24 protein-coding genes are annotated in these 22,957 nt (G+C 67.7%); 11 read left to right on the top strand and 13 right to left on the bottom strand.

Features of this window, described 5'->3' with window-relative positions:
* Positions 1-98: 98 nt before the first annotated feature.
* Positions 99-737, bottom strand: a complete 639-nt coding sequence (locus SCNU_RS16485; protein WP_009680541.1) for a TetR/AcrR family transcriptional regulator — start codon at positions 735-737, stop codon at positions 99-101.
* Between the two features lie 125 nt (positions 738-862).
* On the opposite strand from SCNU_RS16485, the gene SCNU_RS16480 reads away from it, so the two are divergent.
* Together SCNU_RS16480 and SCNU_RS16475 are read left to right on the top strand one after the other, a co-directional pair.
* Positions 863-2,191, top strand: coding sequence for a flavin-containing monooxygenase (locus SCNU_RS16480; protein ID WP_009680540.1), 1,329 nt, complete (start codon positions 863-865; stop codon positions 2,189-2,191).
* A complete protein-coding gene (locus tag SCNU_RS16475; RefSeq protein WP_009680539.1) occupies positions 2,188-3,333 on the top strand; it encodes an EstA family serine hydrolase in 1,146 nt (381 codons plus the stop codon). The genes SCNU_RS16480 and SCNU_RS16475 overlap by 4 nt, the downstream gene beginning before the upstream one ends.
* A 25-nt stretch (positions 3,334-3,358) precedes the next feature.
* On the opposite strand, the gene SCNU_RS16470 is transcribed toward SCNU_RS16475, so the two are convergent.
* A complete protein-coding gene (locus SCNU_RS16470) occupies positions 3,359-3,832 on the bottom strand; it encodes a MarR family winged helix-turn-helix transcriptional regulator (RefSeq protein ID WP_009680538.1) in 474 nt (157 codons plus the stop codon).
* 96 nt (positions 3,833-3,928) lie between these two features.
* Between SCNU_RS16470 and SCNU_RS16465 the strand changes: the two genes are divergently transcribed.
* A complete protein-coding gene (locus SCNU_RS16465; RefSeq protein ID WP_009680537.1) occupies positions 3,929-4,312 on the top strand; it encodes a DUF5313 family protein in 384 nt (127 codons plus the stop codon).
* Positions 4,313-4,319: 7 nt separating this feature from the next.
* Here the strand turns inward: SCNU_RS16465 and SCNU_RS16460 are convergent, their stop codons facing one another.
* The 3 genes from SCNU_RS16460 to SCNU_RS16450 form a co-directional block, all read right to left on the bottom strand.
* The gene (locus tag SCNU_RS16460) at positions 4,320-4,910 is read right to left on the bottom strand and encodes a hypothetical protein (RefSeq protein WP_040518675.1); all 591 of its coding nucleotides are present in this window, start codon (positions 4,908-4,910) and stop codon (positions 4,320-4,322) included.
* A gap of 118 nt (positions 4,911-5,028) precedes the next feature.
* Positions 5,029-5,886 (bottom strand): SDR family oxidoreductase, encoded by an 858-nt coding sequence (locus tag SCNU_RS16455; protein WP_009680535.1) that lies wholly within the window; start codon positions 5,884-5,886, stop codon positions 5,029-5,031.
* A gap of 73 nt (positions 5,887-5,959) precedes the next feature.
* On the bottom strand, positions 5,960-7,564 hold the full coding sequence (locus SCNU_RS16450; RefSeq protein WP_009680534.1) for an MFS transporter: 1,605 nt from the start codon (positions 7,562-7,564) through the stop codon (positions 5,960-5,962).
* Positions 7,565-7,682: 118 nt separating this feature from the next.
* Between SCNU_RS16450 and SCNU_RS20665 the strand changes: the two genes are divergently transcribed.
* On the top strand, positions 7,683-7,823 hold the full coding sequence (locus SCNU_RS20665; protein ID WP_009680533.1) for a hypothetical protein: 141 nt from the start codon (positions 7,683-7,685) through the stop codon (positions 7,821-7,823).
* A 40-nt stretch (positions 7,824-7,863) separates the two neighbouring features.
* Here SCNU_RS20665 and SCNU_RS16445 read toward each other — a convergent pair whose 3' ends face one another.
* The 3 genes from SCNU_RS16445 to kstD are packed head-to-tail and all read right to left on the bottom strand — an operon-like array spanning position 7,864 to position 10,892.
* The gene (locus SCNU_RS16445; protein ID WP_009680532.1) at positions 7,864-8,295 is read right to left on the bottom strand and encodes a DUF6918 family protein; all 432 of its coding nucleotides are present in this window, start codon (positions 8,293-8,295) and stop codon (positions 7,864-7,866) included.
* Positions 8,296-8,309: 14 nt separating this feature from the next.
* A complete protein-coding gene (locus SCNU_RS16440) occupies positions 8,310-9,170 on the bottom strand; it encodes a MaoC/PaaZ C-terminal domain-containing protein (RefSeq protein WP_040518674.1) in 861 nt (286 codons plus the stop codon).
* 3 nt (positions 9,171-9,173) lie between these two features.
* Positions 9,174-10,892: a 3-oxosteroid 1-dehydrogenase gene (gene kstD / locus SCNU_RS16435; RefSeq protein ID WP_009680530.1), complete on the bottom strand. Its 1,719-nt coding sequence runs from the start codon at positions 10,890-10,892 to the stop codon at positions 9,174-9,176.
* Positions 10,893-11,133: 241 nt separating this feature from the next.
* Here kstD and SCNU_RS16430 point away from each other — a divergent pair, with 241 nt between their 5' ends.
* Positions 11,134-12,570, top strand: coding sequence for an FAD-dependent oxidoreductase (locus SCNU_RS16430; protein ID WP_009680529.1), 1,437 nt, complete (start codon positions 11,134-11,136; stop codon positions 12,568-12,570).
* A gap of 66 nt (positions 12,571-12,636) precedes the next feature.
* Here SCNU_RS16430 and SCNU_RS16425 read toward each other — a convergent pair whose 3' ends face one another.
* The 3 genes from SCNU_RS16425 to SCNU_RS16415 all read right to left on the bottom strand — a co-directional run bounded on the left by SCNU_RS16425 (position 12,637) and on the right by SCNU_RS16415 (position 15,320).
* Positions 12,637-13,494 carry a class I SAM-dependent methyltransferase gene (locus SCNU_RS16425; RefSeq protein ID WP_040518700.1) on the bottom strand — a complete coding sequence of 286 codons (858 nt, stop codon included), beginning with the start codon at positions 13,492-13,494 and terminating at the stop codon, positions 12,637-12,639.
* A gap of 11 nt (positions 13,495-13,505) precedes the next feature.
* The gene (locus SCNU_RS16420) at positions 13,506-14,303 is read right to left on the bottom strand and encodes a VOC family protein (protein WP_009680527.1); all 798 of its coding nucleotides are present in this window, start codon (positions 14,301-14,303) and stop codon (positions 13,506-13,508) included.
* A 108-nt stretch (positions 14,304-14,411) separates the two neighbouring features.
* Positions 14,412-15,320, bottom strand: a complete 909-nt coding sequence (locus tag SCNU_RS16415) for a cytochrome c oxidase assembly protein (protein WP_009680526.1) — start codon at positions 15,318-15,320, stop codon at positions 14,412-14,414.
* A 179-nt stretch (positions 15,321-15,499) separates the two neighbouring features.
* Between SCNU_RS16415 and SCNU_RS20905 the strand changes: the two genes are divergently transcribed.
* A complete protein-coding gene (locus SCNU_RS20905; protein WP_009680525.1) occupies positions 15,500-15,964 on the top strand; it encodes a hypothetical protein in 465 nt (154 codons plus the stop codon).
* 50 nt (positions 15,965-16,014) lie between these two features.
* Complete coding sequence (locus SCNU_RS16410) at positions 16,015-16,911, top strand: LCP family protein (RefSeq protein WP_009680524.1); 897 nt, start codon at positions 16,015-16,017, stop codon at positions 16,909-16,911.
* Between the two features lie 85 nt (positions 16,912-16,996).
* Here SCNU_RS16410 and SCNU_RS16405 read toward each other — a convergent pair whose 3' ends face one another.
* A complete protein-coding gene (locus tag SCNU_RS16405) occupies positions 16,997-17,380 on the bottom strand; it encodes a hypothetical protein (RefSeq protein WP_009680523.1) in 384 nt (127 codons plus the stop codon).
* Entirely contained in the window at positions 17,380-18,552 is a 1,173-nt protein-coding gene (locus SCNU_RS16400) for a 3-ketosteroid-9-alpha-monooxygenase, oxygenase component (RefSeq protein WP_009680522.1), read from the bottom strand. Before SCNU_RS16400 ends, SCNU_RS16405 begins: the two co-directional genes overlap by 1 nt.
* A 157-nt stretch (positions 18,553-18,709) precedes the next feature.
* Between SCNU_RS16400 and hsaA the strand changes: the two genes are divergently transcribed.
* From hsaA to SCNU_RS16380, 4 genes are all read left to right on the top strand, one after another.
* Complete coding sequence (gene hsaA, locus SCNU_RS16395; protein WP_009680521.1) at positions 18,710-19,894, top strand: 3-hydroxy-9,10-secoandrosta-1,3,5(10)-triene-9,17-dione monooxygenase oxygenase subunit; 1,185 nt, start codon at positions 18,710-18,712, stop codon at positions 19,892-19,894.
* Positions 19,895-20,097: 203 nt separating this feature from the next.
* Positions 20,098-21,012: an iron-dependent extradiol dioxygenase HsaC gene (gene hsaC, locus SCNU_RS16390; protein WP_009680520.1), complete on the top strand. Its 915-nt coding sequence runs from the start codon at positions 20,098-20,100 to the stop codon at positions 21,010-21,012.
* A 137-nt stretch (positions 21,013-21,149) separates the two neighbouring features.
* Positions 21,150-21,725: a 3-hydroxy-9,10-secoandrosta-1,3,5(10)-triene-9,17-dione monooxygenase reductase subunit gene (gene hsaB, locus SCNU_RS16385; protein ID WP_009680519.1), complete on the top strand. Its 576-nt coding sequence runs from the start codon at positions 21,150-21,152 to the stop codon at positions 21,723-21,725.
* Between the two features lie 29 nt (positions 21,726-21,754).
* Positions 21,755-22,945: a hypothetical protein gene (locus SCNU_RS16380; RefSeq protein ID WP_009680518.1), complete on the top strand. Its 1,191-nt coding sequence runs from the start codon at positions 21,755-21,757 to the stop codon at positions 22,943-22,945.
* Positions 22,946-22,957 lie beyond the last annotated feature (12 nt).

Genomic DNA, 22,957 nt, shown 5'->3' with positions numbered 1-22,957 from the left:
CCACGCGGAGGCAGTGCTCCTGCGAGAAGCTTAGAACGCATTCGTCGCGGTGGTGGAATGTTGTCGTTCTCGGGCGAGATCGCCTGTTCGCCCGGGCCTTACGAGTCGGTGGGCGGCTGGAGCGCCGGAAACCAGATGTCGGTGAGGACGTCGGCGGCGCGGTCGGGCGCGAACTCGATGGTGCCCTGCACCGTCGACCGCATGAAGTAGCGCTCCAACTGCGTGACCAGCAGTTCGACGCGGAAGCGGGCCTCGTCGTGCCGATCCGCGGGCCACCGCGCGAGATAGTCGGGCATCGCGTCGGTGAGAGCCGTGATGGATTCGCGCCCGACTCTCCGGAACTCGGGTTCCACCTGAAGGGCCTCGTCCCACGCGGGCAGGATATCGCGGTTGGCGGCGAACCATTCGAGCGCGCGTTGGATCCAGCCGGTGAAGGCCTGGCGTGAACCGTCGCCGAGCACCTCGTCGAGATCGCCGTACACGGAGGCGGCGCGCTGCTCCATCGTCTCCGCGCTGATCTTCGCCAGGACGTCCATCTTGTTGGCGAAGTGCAGGTAGAAGGTGGCGCGACTGCAGCCGACCTCGCGGGTGATGTCGTCGATCGTCACGTTCGCGTAGCCCCGCTCGACGAACATCTCCTGCGCCGCTTCGAGAAGCGCCAGCCTGGTGCGACGCTTCTGTTCGTCCCGCAGATTCGGTCGCGACGGTGCGACGGTGTCCTCCCGCATGTGCACCATGATGCGCGCCCGTCACTCAATAGACAAGATGATCATTCACTAGACAGGCGTCAGTGGAGTGCCTATCGTGGTCATCGTGTGATGGCCGACACAGGGTTCGGTCACGAGTTGAGAGGAGACGTCTCATGGCCGATAAGCGGGTCGCCATCATCGGTGCGGGATGCTCGGGCTTCACCACCGCGAAGCGCTTGAAGGACAACGGGATCGACTACGACTGCTTCGAGATGTCGGACGACGTCGGCGGCAATTGGTACTACGACAACCCGAACGGGATGTCGTCGTGCTACCAGTCGCTGCACATCGACACCTCCACCACGCGCCTGGAGTTCGACGACTTCCCGGCGCCGAGCGACTGGCCGCACTTTCCGCACCACTCGCTGATGCACCAGTACTTCCGCGACTACGTCGACGCATTCGACCTGCGCGATTCGATCTCGTTCAACACCGCGGTCGAGAAGGCCGAGCGCAAGCCGGGCGGCGGATGGCGCCTGACGCTGAGCACGGGTGACACCCGCGAGTACGAGGCGCTGGTCGTCGCGAACGGGCACCACTGGAATCCGTTCATGCCCGAGTATCCGGGAACCTTCGACGGTGAGATCATCCACAGCCACAACTACCGGAGTCCGTTCGAACCGGTCGACATGCACGGCAAGCGGGTGCTGGTGATCGGCATGGGCAACTCGGCGCTCGACATCGCCTCGGAACTGTCGAATCGAACAGTCGCCGACCACGTCTGGGTATCCGCGCGCCGCGGCGTCTGGGTGCTGTCGAAGTACCGTGGAGGCAAGCCCGCCGACAAGATGATGATGCCGCCGTGGATGCCGAAGAAGCTGGGGCTGGCGATCGCACGGCGGTCGATCAAGAAGTCGCTCGGCAACATGGAGGACTACGGTCTGCCGAAGCCGGACCACGAGCCGCTGTCGGCGCATCCGTCGGTCAGCATCGACTTCCTCGCGAAGTCGGGGTCGGGCGATCTGACGTGCGTGCCCGCGGTGCAGCGCCTCGACGGCGACGGGGTGATCATGACCGACGGCAGCCGGATAGAGGTCGACGTGATCGTCATGGCCACCGGCTACCGGATGGCCTTCCCGTTCTTCGACGACCCGTCGCTGCTCCCGGACTCCGAGCACCGCTATCCGCTGTTCAAGCGCATCGTCCATCCCGACGTCGACGATCTGTACTACGCGGGGCTCGCGCAGTCGTCCCCGACGATCGTGAACCTGGCCGAGCAGCAGAGCAAGCTCATCGTCGACCATCTGCAGGGCGACTACGCCCTCCCGTCGCCGCGGGAGATGCGCAAGGCCATCGCGGAGGACGAGCGCAAACATCTCGGCCAGTACTACAGCGCGCCGCGGCACACCATCCAGGTCGACTTCGCCCGCTACAAGCTCGATCTCCTCGCCGAGATCGAGGCCGGCCGCGAGCGCGTCAAGCAGCCGGTCGGTGCCAAGTGACCGTCAGCCGGGCGAGCGTCGACGGAACTTGCACGGCCGCTTTCGATCCGGTGCGCGATCTCTTCGCGGCCAAACTCGAGGCGGGTGACGAGGCCGGTGCCTCGCTGTGCGTGATGTCCGGCGGCGAGGTGGTCGTCGACCTCTGGGGCGGCGTCGCGGACGTCGAGTCGGGGCGGTCATGGGAACGGGACACCCTGGCCAACACCTACTCGCTCACGAAGACGATGACAGCGCTCGCCGTGCTCGTGCTGATCGATCGCGGCCTCGTCGACCCGGACGCGCCGGTCGGGCGGTACTGGCCGGAGTTCGCCGCGGGCGGCAAGGGCGGCGTCCTTGTCCGGCACCTGCTCGGACACACCAGTGGTCTGTCGGGGTGGGATGAGAAGGTGTCCATCGACGACGTCTACGACCAGGAGGCAGCCGCGGCGCTGCTCGCCGCGCAGGAGCCGTGGTGGACGCCGGGCGACGGCTCGGGGTATCACGCGATCACCTTCGGCACCCTGCTCGGCGAGCTCGTGCGGCGGGTCACCGGGACCACGCTGGGAGAGTTCTTCGCCGCGGAGATCGCGCGTCCGCTCGGGGCGGACTACCGGATCGGCGTGGTCGACGAGGATCCGGTGCGGTTCGCGTCGATGATCGCGCCGACGTCGACCTTCGACTACGCGTCGCTGCCCGCCGACAGCCTGCTGCTGCGCACCCTGCTGAACCCGGCGTTCCCGCCGTCGATCACGACCGACGCCGGCTTCCTCGCCGCGGAGCTGGGCGCGGCCAACGGCCAGGGCAATGCGAGGTCGGTGGCGCTGGTGCAGTCGATCGTGTCCGGCGGCGGTGTCGCCGGGGCTAGACGGTTCCTGTCGGCGGAGACCGTCGATCGGATCTTCGAGGTCCAGTCCGACGGCGTCGACCGGGTCCTCGGGGTACCCGTGCGCTTCGGCCTCGGGTGGGGTCTGCCCGGTCCGGCCATGCCCGGGGTGCCCGAGGGGCGCGTCTGCTGGTGGACCGGTTTCGGCGGCTCGGTCGTCGTGTCGGACGTCGACCGCGATCTCACGGTGGCCTACGTGATGAACAAGATGTCGGCCAAGCTGGTCGGGGCCCCGAATCCGAACGAATACCTGGCCGCCGTCTACAACTGCCTGTCGTAGACGGCGGAGCGGTTGCCTGAGGCGACTACCGGCCGGCGTCGCGCGAGCCCGGTGTCTCCGCGGCGACCGCGGCCGCGTTCACCTTCGTCAGGACCGTGTGAAGCTCTTCGAGCAGTGCGAGGTCGCCCCCGAGTGCGTCGACCACCTGCGGCGGAATGGCGAGCGCCTGCTCTCGCAGGGCCGTCCCGGTCTGCGTCAGGTGGATCTCGACGCTGCGTTCGTCGTCGTCGCTGCGCCGTCGCTCGATGACCCCGTCGGACTCCAGTCGTTTGAGCATGGGCGACAGGGTTGCGGAGTCGAGTTGCAGTAAGCCGCCGATGTCCTTGACCGGTAGTGGCGCGTGCTGCCAGAGAGCCAGCATCACCAGGTACTGGGGATGGGTCAGGCCGAGCGGTTCGAGGAGGCGCCGGTACACGCGGAGTACCGAACGATTCGCCAGGGCGAGCGCGAAGCAGACCTGACGTTCGAGCAGCAGTGGGTTCCCGGGGATCTCGGTCATGTCTCGAGTCTACGGCGAAGTAGATCGTGCACTATTGAAACGGCAATTGCATCGTGCAATAGTGAATAGCGCACGATCTATACGGAGGTAGTGGAAATGAGCGGTCGTCCGAATCCGGTCCAGTGGGTTGTCTACGCCTACGGCGGAACGCTGCCCGCAGACAAGCGCGAATGGGTCCGCAACGACCTCACCGGACGAACCGCGACGCTTCGTCACCTGTTCCGCGCGCAGTTCTGCTTCACGCCGCTGTATCTGGTCATGTTCTTCGCGTTCGACGGTGAGGTCTGGATCCGCGGTCTGATGGTGCTGCTCGCAGTGTTGCTGGCGCTGATCTTCTCGGCCGCCTACATGGACCAGAACCGCGTGCTGCGACTGCGCAAGCACGACCTCGGGCACTCGCCGCTGACTCAGCGCCAGCAGATTCGCGCGGATCGGGAGAAGGTTCGCTACGAGGCCGTGTATGCCGAGCGGCGGGCCTGACCGACTCTCACGCCGTCGTGAGGATGCCGTTCTCCACGGTGAACCACGCGCCGGGTGATCGGCAGGAGATCGAGTCGGTGTGGGGCACCGTGCAGGACAGGTCGCCGACGGTGATCCGGCTGTCGGACGGCAGTGGCTCGGCCGCGGTCGGAGTGCCTTCGAGGATGGTCGGCTCGGTGCCCTCGTCGGTCAGCACGACCGCGTTCGGCGGTCCCTCGAAGGTGTCGGCGCGGATGATCGGCGCATCCGCGGGATAGGGGGCACTGCAGGTGACGCGCTGCGGCAGTCCCGATGCCGCCGGCTCAAGAGTGCACTCGCGCAACGGATTCGACGCGTAGCTCCAGCGGAACCGGCCGGGGCTGCCTGCTACGGCATAGTCGTCGGGGTTCACCTCGTTCGCGTTCGGCGGCTGCCCCGTAGTGAGCGGCACCGACGTGATGACCACCGTCGACGTCCCGGCGGGCGAGGGAGTGATGGCCGAGAAACCGGCCGAGGCGTTGCGGCTCGGCGATGACGGATGATCGGATCCGCAGGCGGCGACGGAGACTGCGAGGACGAGGGCGATTGCTGCCGAGGTGATCGTCGAGCCGCACTTCATCTGTGCCCCCTGACGGCTCGGTGTCCCGAAGCTGTGATCACGCTGTTCTCGACTCTCTCGAGTCCGTAATCAGGTTACCCGCAGGTGCCGACGGATTCGGGCGATGGGCGTGCGCTTCTCACCGATCGTCACGGCGCTCGGTGAGGGACTGTTCGTAGGCGGTGCGCGCGGTGGACCCCGCCACGGCGGCGACCTGGTTCGGCACCGCGAAGCGCAGAGCACGGTCGCGCACTGACTGGGGCAGGACTGCCGACAGTGCCACCAGGGCGCCGACGCGTCCCGGGACCCAGACCTGGAACCGCCGCGTCTGAATGCCGGAGACCACCGCTGCGGCGACGTCGCCCGGCTGCAGGAGCTTCACCGAACCGGATGCGGTGCCCGCCGCGAGTTCGGTGTCGACCACGGTCGGCAGCACCGCCGTCACCGCGACGCCGGTGCCGCGCAGTTCCTCGCGCACACCGGTGAGGTAGCCGAGCGCCCCGTGCTTCGTGGCGGCGTACGTCGATTCGCCGGGTGGCGCCAGACGCGACGCGGCCGAAGCCACCGTCACGATCTGGCCGCGCCCGCGAGACCGCATGGCGGGAGCCGCGAGGCGAACGCCGCGGATCACGCCGAGCAGATTCACCGCGACCATCCGCTCGGCCGCCGCCGCGGGCTCGGCGTCGAACGGACCGACCCACATCACGCCGGCATTGTTGACGAGCACGTCGATCGGGCCGAGGTCGGTGGCCGTGGCGTCGAGGAACGCGGTGAACGATTCGTCGTCGGTCACGTCGAGCGGATAGCCGCGAGCGCCTTCCAGCCTCGCCGCGGCGGACTCGGCGGCATCGGCGTCCAGGTCGCCGATCGCGACCCGCGCTCCGCGCGACGACAACTCGGTGGCGATGGCCAGGCCGATGCCGCGTGCAGCGCCGGTGACAGCGATCGTCGTTCCGGCGATCGGCGACGGCTGACGGCGGGTGAACGGGTTGCGCATTTCCTCATTGTCCCGCCTTCGCGCTCCTGGCGGACGAATCCGCGTAGTTCGGCGAGGAACGCTTCGTCCGGGACTACGCCTCTTCGGTCGAGTTACGCGGATACGCCCGGCTGCCGGAGTCGACCAGCTCCGGCTCCGGCTCGGGCTCGGGTCCGACCACCGCGCGCGGTGCGAACCAGCCGAGGAACACCGCACCGGCCATGAGGATGGAGCCGAGGACCAGGCACGCGGACTGCAGCGGCGGGAGGAAGGCGGCGTGTGCGCCGTCGGTGATCTGTGCGGCGAGCGAGGATGCCTGCGGCGGAAGGTGATTCACCACTTCGACGGCGCCCGCGAGCGATCCGCGGACGCCCTCGGCGGCTTGATCCGCGGCGGCGGGGTCGAACGCTGCGAGCTGATCGTGAGTGGCCTGCGCCGTCTCCGCGATGCGCTTCTCGTAACCGGCGGCCAGGATGCTTCCGGCGAGCGCGATGCCGATGGCGGCACCGAGTTCGCGGGCGGTGTCGTTGACCGCCGATCCGACGCCCTGGTTCTCCAGCGGCGTGTTGGACATGATCGCGGTGGTCGACGGTGCCGTCGCGAGACCGATGCCGACCGCGCACACGCCGAGCATGGTGCCGAGCTTCCAGTACACGTCGGCCTCGAAGATTCCGAGCGCCAGGACGCCTGCGGCCGCGATGGCGATGCCCGCGGCGAGGACGAAGCGGAGCGAGTCGAAGCGGACGGCCACCCAGTTGCCGATCATCGCGAACACGCCGACGCCGATCACCATCGGGAACAGCGCGACGGCGGACTTCAGCGCCGAGTATCCGAAGACGAGCTGCAATTGCAGGAGGAGCAGGTAGAAGACGCCGAACGACGCCAGGAACTGCAGGGCGACGGACAGCGAACCCGCCGCGAACGCGCGGTTCCGAAACAGATTCACGTCGAGTAGCGGTGAGGTCCGTCGCTTCTCGATGACGATGAACGCGGCGATCATCGCGACACCGCCGATCAGGCAGACCAGGATCAGCGGATCGGTCCAGCCTCGATGTGGAGCCTCGAGCAGGCCGTAGACGACGCCGGCGATCGCGGTGATCGATGTCAGTGACCCGATGCAGTCGAACGCGCCGGGGCTCTCGTCCTTCGAACTGCCGATGGTGAAGGTCAGCGCGATCGTGGCGACCGACGAGACGGCGAAGGTGATGAAGACGGCGTGCCAGTGGAAGAAGTTGAGGAGCACTCCGGTGACGAAGAAGCCCATGATCGCACCGGCGCCGGCCACGCCGGCCCAGATGCTGATCGCGACGGCGCGCTTCTCGCGGGGGACGCCCGCGGTGATCAGCGAGAGGGTGGCGGGCATGATCATCGCCGCGCCCACCCCGGCGACGACGCGGGTGATGATGAGCTGGGTCGGTGTTTCGACCCAGACCGCCGCCAGCGATCCGAGGCCGAAGATCACCAGGCCGATCATCAGGACGGGCTTGCGGCCGAAGCGGTCGCCGATCGCGCCGGCGGGGAGGAGCAGGGCGGCGAGTACCAGCGTGTACCCGTCGATGATCCAGGTCATCTGGCCGGTGGTGGCACCGGTGGATCGGGCGATGTCCGGCAGGGCGGTGTTGAGTGCGGCCATCGCTGCGACGACGAGGCTGACCGCGAGACAGGCGACCAGGATCAGCCACGCGGTCGCGAAGGACATCGATTCGTCGCTTTTTCGTAGTGCGACACGCATCTCTAGATCATCGCCTTCATTTGTAACTTGTGACACATTGATCACACGGACAACAGATCACGATCTCGAGGGAGAGTTGATCACCATGGCTTCCAACCAGCTGACGTCGTCCCGCGTCACCGAGCTCCGGCAGGGCCGGATCCACATCTGGCGGCTGCTCGCCATGGTCGCGGTGCTCGCCGCGATCCTGACGGTACTGCTCCTGATAGTCGCAAGCGCGGCCTGATCGTCTTCACGATCAGACCGCGCTCGCATCTCGTCGTCGCCTATCCGGCGTACTTCTCGACCACGCCGCCCACCGGGACGAGCGCGTCGATCACGTAGCCCTTCGCCTTGCCGCGAATGCTCTTGTACGCCTTCGCGAGGACTGCCGGTGCGCCGTCGGCCTGACCGTCGGTCACCGCGAGCAGTGCCTCGGCGACCTGGTCGCCGTTCGCGGCCAGGTGCTCACCGAACGGGGTGCCTGCGGGCTTCGAGTCCCAGAACGGCGACAGTGCGTCCAGGAAGTCCGGCAGCATCTTGCTGGTCGCCACCTGGACCACGCCCGGCTTGAACTTCTGTGCGGCCGAGTACGCGGTCTTGATGGCTGCGCCGGAGAGTCCGGACTGCTTCTTCACCTCCGCATCGATGACGTCGGCGAAGTCCGAAGCCATGGCTTCGCGATTGGCGTCCAGAAGGGGGAGAAGGGTGGCGGTCATGCCGAGCCTTTCAGTCAGGATTTGATGAACACGACGTTGCCCAGGGCGGGAGCGTCGTCACGGTCGACGATCGTGGTGGCCACGAGCAGTCGATCGCCATCTTCCCAGGCTCGGACTCGGAGCGTCTCGCCGGGGAACACAACGCCGGCGAAGCTCACTCCGTAATCCGCAACTGCGGCAACGTCACCGGCGAAGATCTCGTCGACGACGGCGCGGCACACGCTGCCGTAGGTGCACAGTCCATGCAGAATCGGGCGCGGGAACCCGGCCCCGGCCGCGAACTCCGGGTCGCTGTGGAGAGGGTTGCGGTCGCCGCAGAGCCGGTACAGAAGGGCCTGATTCGGCTGAGTCGGCACCAGGATCTCGTGATCGGCGGCACGATCGGGCAACTCGACCTTGGTCGACGATCCGCGGTCGCCGCCGAACCCGCCCTCGCCCTTCGCGAAGATCGACGAACGTGCGGTCCACAGCGGCTCACCCTTCTCGTCGACGGTCACCGACTCCTGGATGATGACGGCGGCCGAGCCCTTGTCCTGGACCTCGGCGATCCGGGTGCGGGTGGTCGCGGTGCCGCTGGCCGGCAGCGGACGGTGGACGCGCACCTGCTGCGCTCCGTGGACCACCTTCGACAGATCGATGTCGACACCCGGGAAGACGACCTTCGGCGCCTCGGTGGCGTTGAACGTCGCCGCGACCGTGGCGAACGACGGCAGCACCTTCGGCGCGGAGTCGTGGATGTACTGCAGTCCGACGGTGTCCATCGGGTCGTGCGCGCCGCCGACGGCGAGGTTGTAGAGGGCGACCTCGCGCGGAGTCCACGAGAAGGTGACCTCACCGAGGTCGGCACCCACGGCTACTGAGGGATCAATTGGCATGAATCAAGCTCCTGCATGCGAAACACTGGCGTTTTTGGCTTTTTCGACGGCGTCCAGTGCGGCCAGGTATCCGAACACGATGGCTGGACCGATGGTCGCGCCGGGACCGGCGTAAGTGTGGCCCATCACCGGGGCGCTGGTGTTGCCCGCGGCGTAGAGACCTTCGATGACGCTACCGTCTGCACGCAACGCGCGGGCCGCAATGTCGGTGTTGATGCCGCCCTTGGTGCCGAGATCGCCCGGAACCATCTTCACTGCGTAGAACGGTGCCTTGTCGACCACGCCCAGGCTGGGGTTCGGCTTGTTGGTGATGTCGCCGTAGTAGTGGTCGTAGGAGCTGTCACCCCGGTGGAAGTCCTCGTCCTTGCCGCTGCGGGCGAATCCGTTGAACCGGTCGGTGGTCGCCCGCAGCTTGTCGGCGGGCAGACCCGTCTTCTCGGCCAGCTCGTCGAGCGTCTCGGCCTTGACGACGACTCCCGACTTCAGCCAGCTCTTCGGCAGCGGCTGTCGTGCGGTGATGCCCGCGAACAGGTAACGGTTGCGGCAGCGCTGGTCGAAGATCAGCCAACCCGGGACGTTCTCGCCCGGTCCGTCGCCCTGGCCGAACTCGCCGCCGTACATCTCGTGCACCGCTTCGACGTAGGGCAGCGATTCGTTCATGAACCGCTCGCCGCGAGTGTTGACGATGAAGGTACCCGGCACCGAACGCTCCGACAGTGCGAACCACGGACCCTTCGGCAGCGGGATGGTCGGACCCCACCAGGCATCGTCCATCAGAGAGACCTCGGCGCCGGCCGCCAGCGCGGCGTTGATGCCGTCACCGGTGTTCGACGGCGCACCGGTGGTCCACTCGCTGCCGATCGGCGCGCGCTGGTACTTGGCCCGCATCTCCGGGTTGTGCTCGAATCCGCCGCTGCCGAGGATCACACCGTAGCGGGCGCGGAGCTCGGTGGTCGCACCGTCCTCCCCGGTGCCGACCTTCACGCCGACGACGGCGCCGTCGACGGTGACGAGTTCGGTCAGCGGGGTGTTCAGCCGGATGTCGACGCCGGCCTCGCGGCAGCCGAGCAGCAACTCGGCGGCCAGAGCCGCGCCCATCGCGATCATCTTCTTGCCGCGGCTCCGCGCCCAGAAGAAGCGGGCGCCGACCTTCGCCATGCGGGCCGGTCCGCGCCAGTTGCGGAAGCCGGTGTTGAGCCAGCGGTAGTCGGACTGCAGCACCACCATGTTCAGCGGTGCCTTGGTGTACTGGGGATGCAGGGTGGCGAGGTCGTCGCCGAGGCGGCGGGCGTCGAAGGGCTTCGGCTCGACCGAGCGGCCCATGGCGCGACCGCCCGGGGCCTCCGGGTAGTAGTCCGAGTAGCCCTTCACCCACTCCAGCTCCAGCGGAGCGTGGGCGATCATGTAGTCGAGCGCTTCCGGTCCGCGGTCGATGTACGTGTCGATGCGCTCGGCCGGCGCGTGATCACCGATGATCGCGTGTGCGTAGCGGCGAGCCTCGTCCGGAGTGTCTTCGACGCCGTCCCGCTTGAGAACGGAGTTGTTCGGGATCCACACCCCGCCGCCCGAGCGGGAGGTCGATCCGCCCCAGTACGGCGACTTCTCGATCAGGACGGTCTTGAGGCCCTTGCTCGCCGCGGTCAGTGCGGCGGCGAGGCCGGCGCCGCCGGCTCCCACCACGATGACGTCGAATGTTTCCGGATCCAAGGCTTCGGCGGTCATGCTCTTCCCCTTCGTCTGCGTGCTCGCGCCTGTCGCGCGAAAGTAGAACGTGTTGCAGAACAGCCTAAACTAGAACATGTTCTCACTGAAAGCGGCGAGTTATCCGGCCGACGGGGAGAGCGCATCCACCCGTCCCACTGCGTGGGAACGGCTCGCGTCACACCCGCCTGGTGGCTCTAGCTTTTCCCTACCTGCCGTGCCGAGCAGAGGTACGGATGAGTACGGATTGAGGCGATGCACGATGGCGGAGTTCGACGAGCGGTACGACGTCGTGGTGGTGGGTTCCGGTGCGGCCGGGTCGGCGACCGCACTCGAAGCCGCAGCTGCCGGAGCGTCGGTGCTGGTGATCGAGAAGGCCGCCGCGGAGGTCGCGGGTGGAAACACCCGCGTGTCCGGCGGGGGATGGTTCGTCAACACCGATCCCAAGCGCGCGGAGGTCTTCCTGCGTTCGCTGAACGGTCCGTTCCCGGTGGCAGACGACGTGGTCTCGGCGTGGGCGGAGAACACCGTCGGGCTGTCGGACTGGCTGACCGGCCTCGGAGCGGAGGTGGGGATGAGCGGGGAGTACCACACCGAACCCGAGTTCACCGACCTCGACGGGCAGGACTGCTACGCCGGGATGGACACCATCGCGGGCCGGATGGGCAACGGACTGCTGTACGGCTTCCTCAGCGACGCCCTCGCCGCACGCGACATCGAGGTGCGGCATGAGACCCGGGCCGTCGAGTTGATCACCGACGGTGATGCGGTGGTCGGAGTCGAGGTCGAGACCTCGGACGGCCGCTCGCGGATCGGCGCGCGCGGCGGGGTCGTGCTCGCCACCGGCGGATTCTCGGCGAATCCGCAGATGGTTCGCGACTACCTCCGCGTGGAGGACCACGTGCTCTGGGGGTCGCCGTCGTCGACCGGCGACGGACACCTGATGGCGCAGGCCGTCGGGGCCGACCTGTGGCACATGGACAACATGATGACCATCACCGGCGTCCGGGGCGACGACGAGTTCGGCCACTACCTCGCGCTCTGGGCCGCCCAGAACTACCTCTGGGTGGGCGACGACGGTCGTCGATTCATCGACGAGACCGCACCGCCGAAGCACGGCCACACCAAGCGTGCCGGCGGATACGAACTGTTTCCCACCAAGGGATTCCATCTCGTCTTCGACGAGCAGGTCCGTGCCTCCGGCCCGTTGAGCCCGACCTCCGATGTCCTCCCCGTCGGCTGGAACATGCTGATGATGGAGACGAGTTGGAGCGCCGACAACACCGCGGAGGTCGAGTCCGGACTCATCGTCCGTGCGGATTCGATCGCCGAACTCGCCGACCGGATCGGGCTCGATCCGGAGGTGCTCGAGCGCACAGTTGCGGGTTACAACGAAGCCTGCGCGGCCGGCCGCGACGATCACTTCGGGCGCGACCCGCAGATGCTCGCGCCCGTGCAGCAGGGACCGTTCTACGCCCTGCGCGTCACGCCGCTGCTCGGCTGGAGCAACGGCGGGCCGCGGCGCGACGGGCGCTCGCGGGTGCTGCGCACCGACGGATCGGTCATCGACGGACTGTACGCCGCGGGTGAGGTCAGCTCCACCTACAGCTGGGCCAAGGACGGCGGCTTCCACATCGCCGACGCGCTGGCCTTCGGCCGTGTGTCGGGCCGGGACGCCGCGGCTCGCGCGACCGCCTGAGCCGACCTGCCGAACTCGCGATGAATCTGCGCCCGTCAGGGGCGCAGATTCATCGCAGGTCTGGCTTCAGGGGCGAGCAGTGACCAGCCAGCACTGGTTCGGGTGCGACACCACGCCGTTCACGAGGTTCTCGCGGAGGTTCGCGCGTACCCGGTCGAGCAGGTCTGCCCAACCGGACTCGCCGAGCGAAGCGCGTACTCGGTCGGACACCAGCTGCCCGGTGCTGGTCGCGAGGATGACGGCGAGTCGTTCCTCGACGCCGTCGGTTCGACCGCCGGCGCCGTCGGGCGTCGAGTAATCGCTGTCGAAGGTGAGCGGCTCGATCGAGACGCCGGACCAGCCGGAGTCGTCGAGAATCGACCGGAGGTAGTCGCGGTCGGCGAAGGCGAGCGGGCCCGGCGCACCGGGGTCGGGGCGCTCCGGGGGTTCGTCGAGTGCGGCGACCAGCGTCCTGGTGCCGAGCGTGAAGATCCGATTGCTCGACCCCTCCTGCCAACACACGAAGGCCATTCGGCAGTCGGGCCCGGCCGATCGGCGGATGTTGCCGAACGCGGCGACCGGGTCGTCGAAGAACATCACGCCGAACCGCGAGACGATCCGATCGAAGCCGTGGCCGTCGCTGAGCGTCCGCAGATCTGCGGTCTGCGCATCGGCGACGACCACCCGGGCGGCCGGGACGCGGGCGGCCGCGGCGTCGACCATCGCCTGCGAGATGTCCACGCCGACGGCGGTCGCGCCCGCGGCGGCCGCGGCTTCGAGCAGCGTGCCGCCGCCACAGCCGACGTCGAGCACGGTGCCCTGTAGATCCGCCGCCTCGACCACGGCTCGGGTGGCGGGAGCGAAGATCCGGTCGAAGAGCGCATCCTGCTCCGCCCAGGCGGCGCCGTGCTGCGTCCAGTCGGGACCGAGAGAGTCGTTCGCCATGGATCCGTGGTTCACATGCCTGCGGGCGGCGTCGCGATGCAGATGGCGGCTCCCATCGGATCCTTGAACGAGGCGAGGACGCCGTACGGGGTGTCGTCCGCCGGCATCAGGATCTCGCCGCCCAGTTCGACCACCTGCGCCAAGGTTGCGGCGACATCTTCGACCGTCACGTACGCCTGCCAGAACGACGGGTGGCCCTCGCCGAGCATGCCCGCCGCATCCATGATTCCCGCGGTGCCCTCGCGGCCCGCACCGGAGTCGACCAACACCTGCGCGTAGCGGCCCGGCCCGCCGTCAGCGTTCGAGATCTCCTCCAGCTGCCAGTCGAAGACCTTGGGGTAGAACGCGGCGGATGCGTCGTAGTCCATCGACATCTCGTCGAACCAGTACGGCGTCCCGGGTTCGCCGCGTTCGACGAATCCCGGATGCGTGCTCGGCTGCCACACGCCGAACGCGCCGCCGGCCGGGTCGATGTAGACGGCCATGGTGCCCATGTCGCCGACGGGCATCGGCGGAACGATCACGGTGCCGCCGGCTGCGGTGACGGCCTCGGACGTCGCGGCGGCGTCGTCGCTGCGGAAGTACACGGCCCACACATTGGTCGGCGACGTCTCCGAGCCGGGCATCGGCATCAGGCCGGCCACTCGCGATCCGTTGGCGACGAAGTTCCGATACCCGCCGAAGTCGGGGGAGGGGTCTTCGGTGGTCCAGCCGAACAGTCGGCCGTAGAAGTCGGAGGCGCGGTCGACGTCGCTGGTCATCAGATCGAACCAGACGGGAGCGCCGGGAGTGGCTGCATAGGAGGGCATGACGGTCTCGCTTTCACTGCGGTGGGTGTCGCTGGAATGGACGTCACCTTTGATCCTTCTCCATCGACGCGGCGGTGTCCACGGCGATCGCGGGGATTTCATCGGGCGTCAACGGCGGCGGAGCCGGTCGGCGAGCTCGGGGTCGTCGAGGAACCACGGGCGCTCGGTGGTCGCGGTCCCATCCGGTTCCGGGGACGGTGCGGTCGCGGCGTCGATGCGGTCGGCGGAACGCTCGTCGTCGACCCGCCATCTGGTGAAGAGGAACATCAGGAAGGGCAGGCCGACGACGTCGCCGAGGACCCAGAGGACTCCGGCTCCGATGGTCTGGTCGGTGCGCGGCGATGGCCCCCAATCTCGTTGCAGGGCTTGCTGGACGACCTCCGCGAGCACGCCGCCCTGCCAGAGTGCGACGCCGAGGAGGCCGTCGCCGAGGGTCTCGGCGGTCGCGATCACGAGGGACAGCCCGGCGTGCCGGTGACGGGGCACCGGATCCACCTGCAGTCGTGCGTAGAAGTAGACGGCACCGACCAGGACGAGGACGGTCTGGGTCACCTGGTCGACGGCCGGATCGTCGTTCACGGCGGCGTACCAGGGGCTGAGGAACAGCAGCCACGGCGTCACGAGCATCAAGGCGGACGTCGCGAGCGGCGACAGCAGCCATCGGGCCGCGCGGCTCCGCCCGAGGTGCACCAGCGTCCACCGTGACCGGCGGTGCGATGCGATCGCCGACACCGGTCGTCCCGCCGCGAGCAGGAATCCTGCGACGAGGGTCAGTAGGACGAACTCGAGCGCGCGCACCCAGAACAGCACTTCGCCGTAGACCGCGACGAAGCCGTTCGCCGTGACCCACCAGACCGCGCATCCGGCGACGAATGCGGCCCGCGAGCCGACGCCGATACGGCTGCCGCGCGCCAGCGACAGATATGTGACGGCTGCGGCACAGGCCAGAAGCGTCGACGAGAGATCGAAGTGCCACGTGGTCAGCGCCGAGGAGAAGGTGAGTTCACCGATCGGCATGGGCTCATGGTGGCACCTCGGCGGCGATCCGTCGAACCCTGCGTGAGCAGGTGTTTTCCGGGGATAGTCGAGGCGGTTCTGTCCAGTCGCCGACTTAAGGACGACCCAAGGTTAGCCGCGGACACTGGGAGGTTGCGCCGTGGATTCGCCATGTGCGATCGGATGAGCGAGGTGAGTCTGTGCGGCGTCGACCTGAGGTTCCCGCGGTTCGTGAGACGGCAGGCGAGGTGGTCCGGGCACGGCTCGCTGCCGGCGACCACGTGCCGCGCTGGGAGACGCCGAACCGGGCGGCGCGCCGCCGTCCCGAGGGGGTCACCGTGCGGCGTCGCGACCGTCGCTCGAAGACGCTGCTGTGGCCGGTCCGGATCGGCGTCGCCGTGGTCTCCTGCGCCGCGATCGCGCTTTCGGGGCTGGTGTGGGCCGAGACCCATCACCTCGTCGACGGCTTCACGGTGTCGAGCGCGCTCGGCGCGGACGCCCCGCACTCGTCCGGCGGGGCGGAGAACATCCTGCTGATGGGACTGGACACGCGCAAGGATCTGAACGGGCAGGACCTGCCCGCGGACATCCTCGAAGAGCTGCACGCGGGCGACAGCAGTGACGGTGGATACAATGCTCACGCACCGCGAGCCCCGAGCCCGTAGGCAGAGGCACGGCCGAGGAGGCTGCTCGCCGCAGCGATCGGAAGAACATTGTGGCGTTCTCCATCCCGCGCGACGACCTCGTCCGGATGGACGGACTCGACGTGCCGGAGGCGAAGATCAAGGAGGCCTACGGCCGGACCAAGGCGAGGACGGAGACCGAGCTGCAGAACGAGGGCGTCACCGATCCGCACGAGCTCGAGACCCGGGGGCGCGAAGCGGGACGCGACGCGACGATCAGGACCGTTCGACGACTCACGGGCGTGCCGATCGATCGTTTCGCGGAGATCAGCCTGTTCGGCTTCTACGACGTCGCAAAGTCCCTCGGCGGGGTCGAGGTGTGTCTGAACCACGCCGTCTCCGACAGCTATTCGGGCGCGCACTTCAAGGCCGGCAGGCAGACGCTGAACGCCAAGCAGTCCCTGGCCTTCGTCCGGCAGCGGCACGGCCTCGACAACGGCGACCTCGACCGGACCCACCGGCAGCAGGCGTTCATGCTGTCGGTGCTGAACGGGCTCCGCGACGCGGGCACGTTCACCAGCCTCGACAAGGTCAACGGTCTCGTCGACGTCGCGCAGCGCAACGTGGTGCTGTCGTCCGGATGGAATCTCGTCGACTGGATCCAGGAGATGGGCACGGTGGAGGGACAGCGGATCACGTTCACCACGCTCCCCGTCGTCCGCTACAGCACCTTCGACGGCCAGGACGTCAACATCGTCGACCCGGCGGCCATCCGACAGCGGGTGCAGAAGGCGTTCGGGGTGAAGGCAACTCCTGCGGCGCCCTCGACGCGGTCCGCCGCCACCGCGGATCCGACTGTCTCGGATTCGACTGCCCCGGAGACGAACTCGACGACTGATGCGCTCACGACCGCGGCGACGGCCGACGCCCCGCAGCCCGACTCCGGGAGTCCGGTGTCGAGCAGTGCCGGTGTGCCGTGCGTCAACTGACCGGTCCGACTACGAAAGCCGCCGTCGATTCTGCGGTGTGCAGAGTCGACGGCGGCGGTTCGTCAGGCGGCCGATCGGGTACCTGTCACCAGTACCCGTCGGGATCGCTGTCGGGGGACTCGCTCGGGATGATGCCTTCGGCGACACCGTGGTCGATGCTGGCCGACAGCCGCGGGCAGGTCGGCAGCAGCGCCGCATTGCCGCCGGCGGCTCGGATCTCGCCGATGTGCGAGCACCGCGCGAGCGCATCGTCGTTCCACTGCACACTGGTGTGGTGCGCACTGGTCTTCTTCACCAGCACGTGCGCGTGGCAGGTGCGGCATTCGATCTCACTCATCCCGCCGGTCAGATAATGCCTGCGGTCCCGCGCGGTGGCATCGGCGATCGCGGCGACGCGGTCGGGATCGTCGGCCCACAGCGGGGCCTTCGCCCAGCCGGAGGCCGTGTCCCGTTCGTCGGCGCGAGTCATCAGACCGACGCGCCCTCGGAATCGTTCGCCTCGGCAGCAGCCGCGGCGGCCTCCTTCTCGGCCTTGATCCGCAGGTTCTCCTGAACCTCCTTGTTCCAGGTCTCCTGGGCCTTGGCGGTGTCGATCTCGTACTCGAAGCGGCCCGACATCTCCTCGGTGACGTCGTCGGCGTCGACGTAGAACTGCTCGTACCAGCGGCGCAGCTGGTAGACCGGGCCGTCCTCCTCGACGAGGAGCGGGTTGTCGATCCGGGTCTTGCGCTTCCAGATCGCCACGTCCTGCAGGAAGCCGACCTCGACGCCCTTGGTGATGGTCTTGACCATGCCGTCCGTCTGCTCGGGCGAGAGGCCCTCCGGGATCTTCGCCATCACGCCGTACATGAGGACGAACGAGTTGGCGTCGATCGGGTAGTGGCAGTTGGTCAGGATGGTCTCGATCGAGTACTTGCCGTAGTACTGGACCATCGGGTTCAGCATGTACGACGGGCCGTAATACGCGGCGATCGATTCCAGGCGGGTGTCGCCGTACGCCGTCGAGATGCCGACGTCCGGACGGCCGTGGCTGTTCATGTACTGCGCCGCGACCTGGCCCTCGAACACGTTCTTGAAGTAGTCCGGCAGGGCGTAGTGCACGTAGAAGAAGTGCGCCATGTCGACCACGTTGTCGATGATCTCGCGGCAGTTGGAGCCCTCGATCACGATCTTGTTCCAGCTCCACGCCGTCCACTCATCGGTGCCGAACTCGGCGAGCTCGGGAATGATGACGTCCTCCGGCGGCGGGTTGCCCTCGGGGTCGTTGTAGACGAAGACCTGCCCGTTGCGCGTCATCGTCGGCCAGGTCCGGGTCTTGGCGAGCTTGGGCTGGCGCTTGGCGTACGGCACCTCGGCGCAGCGGCCCTTGCCGTTCCACTGCCATCCGTGGAACGGGCAGGAGACGTTGTCGCCCCTGACTGTTCCCATCGACAGGTCGGCGCCCATGTGGCGGCAGAATGCGTCGAGGGTGTGGATGTCGCCCTTGCTGTCGGCCCAGACCACGAGCTTGGTGCCGAAGATCTCCAAAGCGTGGGTCTCGCCGTCGTTGTACTCGTCGATCAAGCCGATGCAGTGCCAGCCGCGCGCGAAGCGGGTCGGGGGCGTGCCGGTGTCGATCTCCCGGATGTCGGTGTCAGCCATCTTCTCGGCCTCCTCGTCGGTGTCTGTTCTGGGCGTTGGCCCTCTGGCTCGATAGTAGAACATGTTTCAGCGAAATGAGAACGTGTTCTAGTTTAAAACGAGAACGTGTTCTAATATTGGTCGTAAGTCGAGCACGACACACGAACAGGAGTGACAGATGTCAGCACAGCGGAGCGAAGCGGCACAGCAGGTTCTGGACAAGATCGATGCCCTGCTGCCGGATCTCGCGCAGCGCGCCCAGTCCACCGAGGATGCGCGCCGCATTCCCGCGGAGGTCGCGGACATGCTCCAGGAGACGGGCTTCTTCAAGCTCCTGCAGCCGTCGCAGTGGGGCGGCCACGAAGCGGACCCGGTGACCTTCTACGAGGCGGTGCGCCGACTGGCCACCGCGTGCGGTTCCACCGGCTGGGTCGCGGGCATCGTCGGTGTCCACAACTGGCATCTCGCACTGTTCACTCAGCAGGCGCAGGAAGACGTCTGGGGCGACGATCCGAACGTCCGGATCTCGTCGTCGTACGCGCCGATGGGCATGGGCGAGGTCGTCGAGGGCGGCTACAAGGTGAACGGCGCATGGGCTTGGTCGTCCGGCTGCGACATCGCGGACTGGGTGGTCGTCGGCGGTCCGGTGATCAAGGACGGTCGGCCGGTCGACTTCGTCAGCTACCTGATCCCGCGCAGCGATTACCACATCAAGGATGTCTGGAACGTCGTCGGCCTGCGCGGCACGGGCTCCAACACCATCGAGGTCAAGGACGTCTTCGTCCCGACGCACCGCGTGCTGAGCTTCGGTGCGATGAGCAAGGGCACCGCGCCCGGACTGGAGCGCAACACCGCGCCGGTCTACAAGATGCCGTGGGGCACGATTCATCCGTCCACCATCTCGACGCCGATCGTCGGCATGGCGTACGGCGCCTATGCCGCGCACGTCGAGCATCAGGGCAAGCGTGTGCGCGCCGCATACGCGGGGGAGAAGGCCAAGGACGATCCGTTCGCCAAGGTCCGGATCGCCGAGGCCGCCTCGGACATCGACGCCGCGTGGCGCCAGCTGTCGGGCAACCTGCAGGCCGAGTACGACCTGATCGTCGCCGGTGAAGAGGTGCCGATGGAGCTGCGTCTGGCTGCCCGCCGCGACCAGGTCCGCGCGACGTCGCGCGCCATCGACTCGATCGATCTCCTCTTCGAGAACTCGGGCGCGCACGCGCTGGAGAACGGCACACCGATCCAGCGTTTCTGGCGCGACGCCCACGCGGGCCGCGTCCACGCCGCGAACGATCCCGAGCGCGCCTACCAGGCGTTCGGCAACGGCGAGTTCGGCATCCCGATCACCGACACGATGGTGTGATGGTGCGGAGCACCAGGTTGAGCCGACTTCCGAGGCCGAAGGCCGAGGCGTCGGTCGAAACCAGGTGACATGCGCTGGAACCCGGTTGGGGGTTTCGCTCAACCGCCAGTGGGTTTCGACTCGCTCCGCTCGCTCAACCACCGAGTGCCTCGTTCAACCGGCGAGACTCGCTGACCCCCCAACAACAACCCAAGGAACATCGAATGACTGACGACCAGAGTCCGATCCGGTCTCTCGGCTACATGCGGATCGACGCCACCGACATGGACGCGTGGCGCGAGTACGGCTTGAAGGTCCTCGGCATGGTGGAGGGCTCGGGATCGATTCCGGGCGCGCTCTACCTGCGGATGGACGACTTTCCGGCGCGACTGGTGATCGTGCCGTCGGACCGTGATCACCTGGCCTGCTCGGGCTGGGAGTGCGCGACGGCGGCGGGCCTCCAGGAGGTCCGCGACCGGCTGTCGGCCGCGGGCGTCGAGTTCCGCGAGGGCACGGCGGACGAGATCGCCGATCGTCGGGTTGACGAGTTGATCGTCTTCGCCGACCCGGACGGCAATGTGCTGGAGGCTTTCCACGGGGTCGCGTTGCAGCATCGTCGGGTGGTGAGTCCGTACGGTCACACGTTCGTCACCGGCGAGCAGGGGCTGGGGCACGTGGTGCTGACGACCACCGACGACGCGAAGGCGCTGGCGTTCTACCGGGACGTCCTCGGGTTCCGTCTCCGCGATTCGATGCGGCTGCCGCCGCAGGTCGTCGGCCGTCAGGAGGGTGAGGAGCCGGCGTGGCTGCGCTTCTTCGGTTGCAACCCGCGCCACCATTCGCTGGCGTTCCTGCCGATCCCGAACAGCACCGGCATCGTGCATCTGATGGTCGAGGTGGAGAACTCCGACGACGTGGGCCTGGCCCACGACCGCGCGTTGCGGAAGAAGGTGCCGATGTCGGCGACCCTGGGTCGCCATGTGAACGACCTGATGCTGTCGTTCTACATGAAGACCCCGGGTGGTTTCGACGTCGAATTCGGTTGCGAGGGGCGACAGGTCGACGATGACGAGTGGATCGCTCGCGAGTCCACCGCAGTCAGCCTGTGGGGTCACGACTTCACAGTCGGATTGAAGTAGTCGCACGCTCGGGTCTGCCGAGCCCGACCGGCGGTTGAGCGAGCGGAGGGTCTCGCTCAACCGCTTTCGCGCATCACCGAATCAACGCCCGAACGCCCGCCGGAAGCGGGCGGCACAGCAACCGAAGGGAATCCGACATGACACCGCACTCCCCGTACGGGACAGACGATTTCGACTCCCGGCAGTTCCGGACCGCGATGGGGCAGTTCTGCACCGGCGTCACGGTGATCACCACGCTCGACGCGGAGGACAAGCCGGTCGGCTTCGCCTGCCAGTCGTTCGCGGCACTGTCGCTGGACCCGCCGCTGGTGCTGTTCTGCCCGCAGAAGACATCCCGGACGTGGCCGGTGATCGAGGCCCGCGGGCAGTTCTGCGTCAACGTGCTGTCGAATCGGCAGCAGGACGTCAGTGCGACCTTCGGCGCTCCCGGCGACGACAAGTTCAAGTCCATTGATTGGGACGCTTCGCCCACGGGGCTTCCGGTGTTGCGCCACAATCTGACCTGGGTCGAGTGCACGGTCGAATCCGTCACCGACGGCGGCGATCACTGGATCGTCATCGGTCGGGCACAGACCCTCGGCGATGTCCTGCAGGACAAACCGCTGCTGTTCTACCGCGGCGGCTATCTCTCGACCGAGCATCCCCGAGTGACGCCCGTGCAGGCCGAGCTCGAGAACTTCCTCACCTGGACCGGAGGCGACACGTGGCTGTGACAGACCGACCAGCGGCAGACCCGGCAGCGATGGATCAGGCCTCCGTATCGGTGACGGCGCCCTTCACCGCGGCGATCGCGGAGGCCGAGGCGCTGATCAACGGTGCGGACTTCGCCGAGACGGATGCGGAGCGAGCCGAGGGGCTCGACTACCTCGCCGGCGGGATCTCGTCGATCCTGCAGGTGGCGCGGGCGGGCGAGAAGTCGCACCCGTACTTCGTCACCTCGACCGGCCCGTACTCGAAGATGGGACTGGACAACCCGGACACCCTCTACTACCACGCCACCGTCGAGCCCGACGCGACATACGTCGTCCGCGGCGTGCGAGGCACCACCGCCGACCTCGCCTTCCAGGTGCTGCGCGGCAACTACACCGCAGACGACGTTCCAGGCGGTGAGGTGGCGTTCGACGACCGCGTGATCCCGATCGCCGACGACGGCAGCTTCGAGATCACCTTCGGGCCCGAGCGGCCCGACGCCGCACCCGGCACTCACTTCGTGCTCGGGGAGGGCGCGACGATGCTGTCGGTCCGTGAGGTCTACAGCGACTGGGCGACCGAGGTCAAGGGCTCGATCACCATCGAGCGCGTCGACGCGGTGGGCGTGCCGCCGGTCGAGCTCACGACGGCGCGGATCGCCAAGCGCTACGCGATCGCCGCCAAGATGCTCACCGCGCGCGTCAACACGTGGTTCAACTTCCCGAAGTGGTTCTATCTCGGGGAGCCGGTCAACACCTTCACCGAGCCGCGCACCACGCCCGGCGGACTGTCGACGCAGTACTCGTCGGTCGGTCACTTCGACCTGCCCGCAGGGAAGTCGATGGTGGTCACCGTGCCCCAGTCCGATGCGCCCTACCAGGGTTTCCAGCTCGGCAGCATGTGGTACATCTCGCTCGACTATGTGAACCACCAGACGTCGCTGAACTCGGCGCAGGCGCAGGTGGATCCGGACGGGATGATTCGCATGGTCATCGCCGCCGAGGATCCCGGAGTCGCCAACTGGGTGGAGACCACCCACCGGCGTCGGGGGATCCTGCAGTTCCGCTGGCAGCGCACCGATGCGCCGATCACCGCGGAGCAGGGACCGACAGCGGTGGTCGTGGACGACGCCGACGTGCCCGCACACCTGCCGTTCTACGAGACCAACAAGATCGACGCCGCCGGCTGGGCCGAGCGGATCGCAGTGCGCCAGCGGGCATTCGCGCGCCGGATGCTCGGATAGAGAGGAACCGTT

Source organism: Gordonia neofelifaecis NRRL B-59395 (assembly GCF_000192435.1).
GTDB lineage: Bacteria > Actinomycetota > Actinomycetes > Mycobacteriales > Mycobacteriaceae > Gordonia > Gordonia neofelifaecis.
Note: the sequence above shows the minus strand (reverse complement) of the source record. Positions and strands in the feature narration are given on the sequence as shown.

Bases quoted from the DNA above. Each gene is read 5' to 3' on its own strand.
- SCNU_RS16485 (WP_009680541.1), bottom strand. From the start codon at position 737: ATGGTGCACATGCGGGAGGACACCGTCGCACCGTCGCGACCGAATCTG.
- SCNU_RS16480 (WP_009680540.1), top strand. From the start codon at position 863: ATGGCCGATAAGCGGGTCGCCATCATCGGTGCGGGATGCTCGGGCTTC.
- SCNU_RS16470 (WP_009680538.1), bottom strand. From the start codon at position 3,832: ATGACCGAGATCCCCGGGAACCCACTGCTGCTCGAACGTCAGGTCTGC.
- SCNU_RS16465 (WP_009680537.1), top strand. From the start codon at position 3,929: ATGAGCGGTCGTCCGAATCCGGTCCAGTGGGTTGTCTACGCCTACGGC.
- SCNU_RS16460 (WP_040518675.1), bottom strand. From the start codon at position 4,910: ATGAAGTGCGGCTCGACGATCACCTCGGCAGCAATCGCCCTCGTCCTC.
- SCNU_RS16455 (WP_009680535.1), bottom strand. From the start codon at position 5,886: ATGCGCAACCCGTTCACCCGCCGTCAGCCGTCGCCGATCGCCGGAACG.
- SCNU_RS16450 (WP_009680534.1), bottom strand. From the start codon at position 7,564: ATGTCCTTCGCGACCGCGTGGCTGATCCTGGTCGCCTGTCTCGCGGTC.
- SCNU_RS20665 (WP_009680533.1), top strand. From the start codon at position 7,683: ATGGCTTCCAACCAGCTGACGTCGTCCCGCGTCACCGAGCTCCGGCAG.
- SCNU_RS16445 (WP_009680532.1), bottom strand. From the start codon at position 8,295: ATGACCGCCACCCTTCTCCCCCTTCTGGACGCCAATCGCGAAGCCATG.
- SCNU_RS16440 (WP_040518674.1), bottom strand. From the start codon at position 9,170: ATGCCAATTGATCCCTCAGTAGCCGTGGGTGCCGACCTCGGTGAGGTC.
- kstD (WP_009680530.1), bottom strand. From the start codon at position 10,892: ATGACCGCCGAAGCCTTGGATCCGGAAACATTCGACGTCATCGTGGTG.
- SCNU_RS16430 (WP_009680529.1), top strand. From the start codon at position 11,134: ATGGCGGAGTTCGACGAGCGGTACGACGTCGTGGTGGTGGGTTCCGGT.
- SCNU_RS16425 (WP_040518700.1), bottom strand. From the start codon at position 13,494: ATGGCGAACGACTCTCTCGGTCCCGACTGGACGCAGCACGGCGCCGCC.
- SCNU_RS16420 (WP_009680527.1), bottom strand. From the start codon at position 14,303: ATGCCCTCCTATGCAGCCACTCCCGGCGCTCCCGTCTGGTTCGATCTG.
- SCNU_RS16415 (WP_009680526.1), bottom strand. From the start codon at position 15,320: ATGCCGATCGGTGAACTCACCTTCTCCTCGGCGCTGACCACGTGGCAC.
- SCNU_RS16405 (WP_009680523.1), bottom strand. From the start codon at position 17,380: ATGACTCGCGCCGACGAACGGGACACGGCCTCCGGCTGGGCGAAGGCC.
- SCNU_RS16400 (WP_009680522.1), bottom strand. From the start codon at position 18,552: ATGGCTGACACCGACATCCGGGAGATCGACACCGGCACGCCCCCGACC.
- hsaA (WP_009680521.1), top strand. From the start codon at position 18,710: ATGTCAGCACAGCGGAGCGAAGCGGCACAGCAGGTTCTGGACAAGATC.
- hsaC (WP_009680520.1), top strand. From the start codon at position 20,098: ATGACTGACGACCAGAGTCCGATCCGGTCTCTCGGCTACATGCGGATC.
- hsaB (WP_009680519.1), top strand. From the start codon at position 21,150: ATGACACCGCACTCCCCGTACGGGACAGACGATTTCGACTCCCGGCAG.
- SCNU_RS16380 (WP_009680518.1), top strand. From the start codon at position 21,755: ATGGATCAGGCCTCCGTATCGGTGACGGCGCCCTTCACCGCGGCGATC.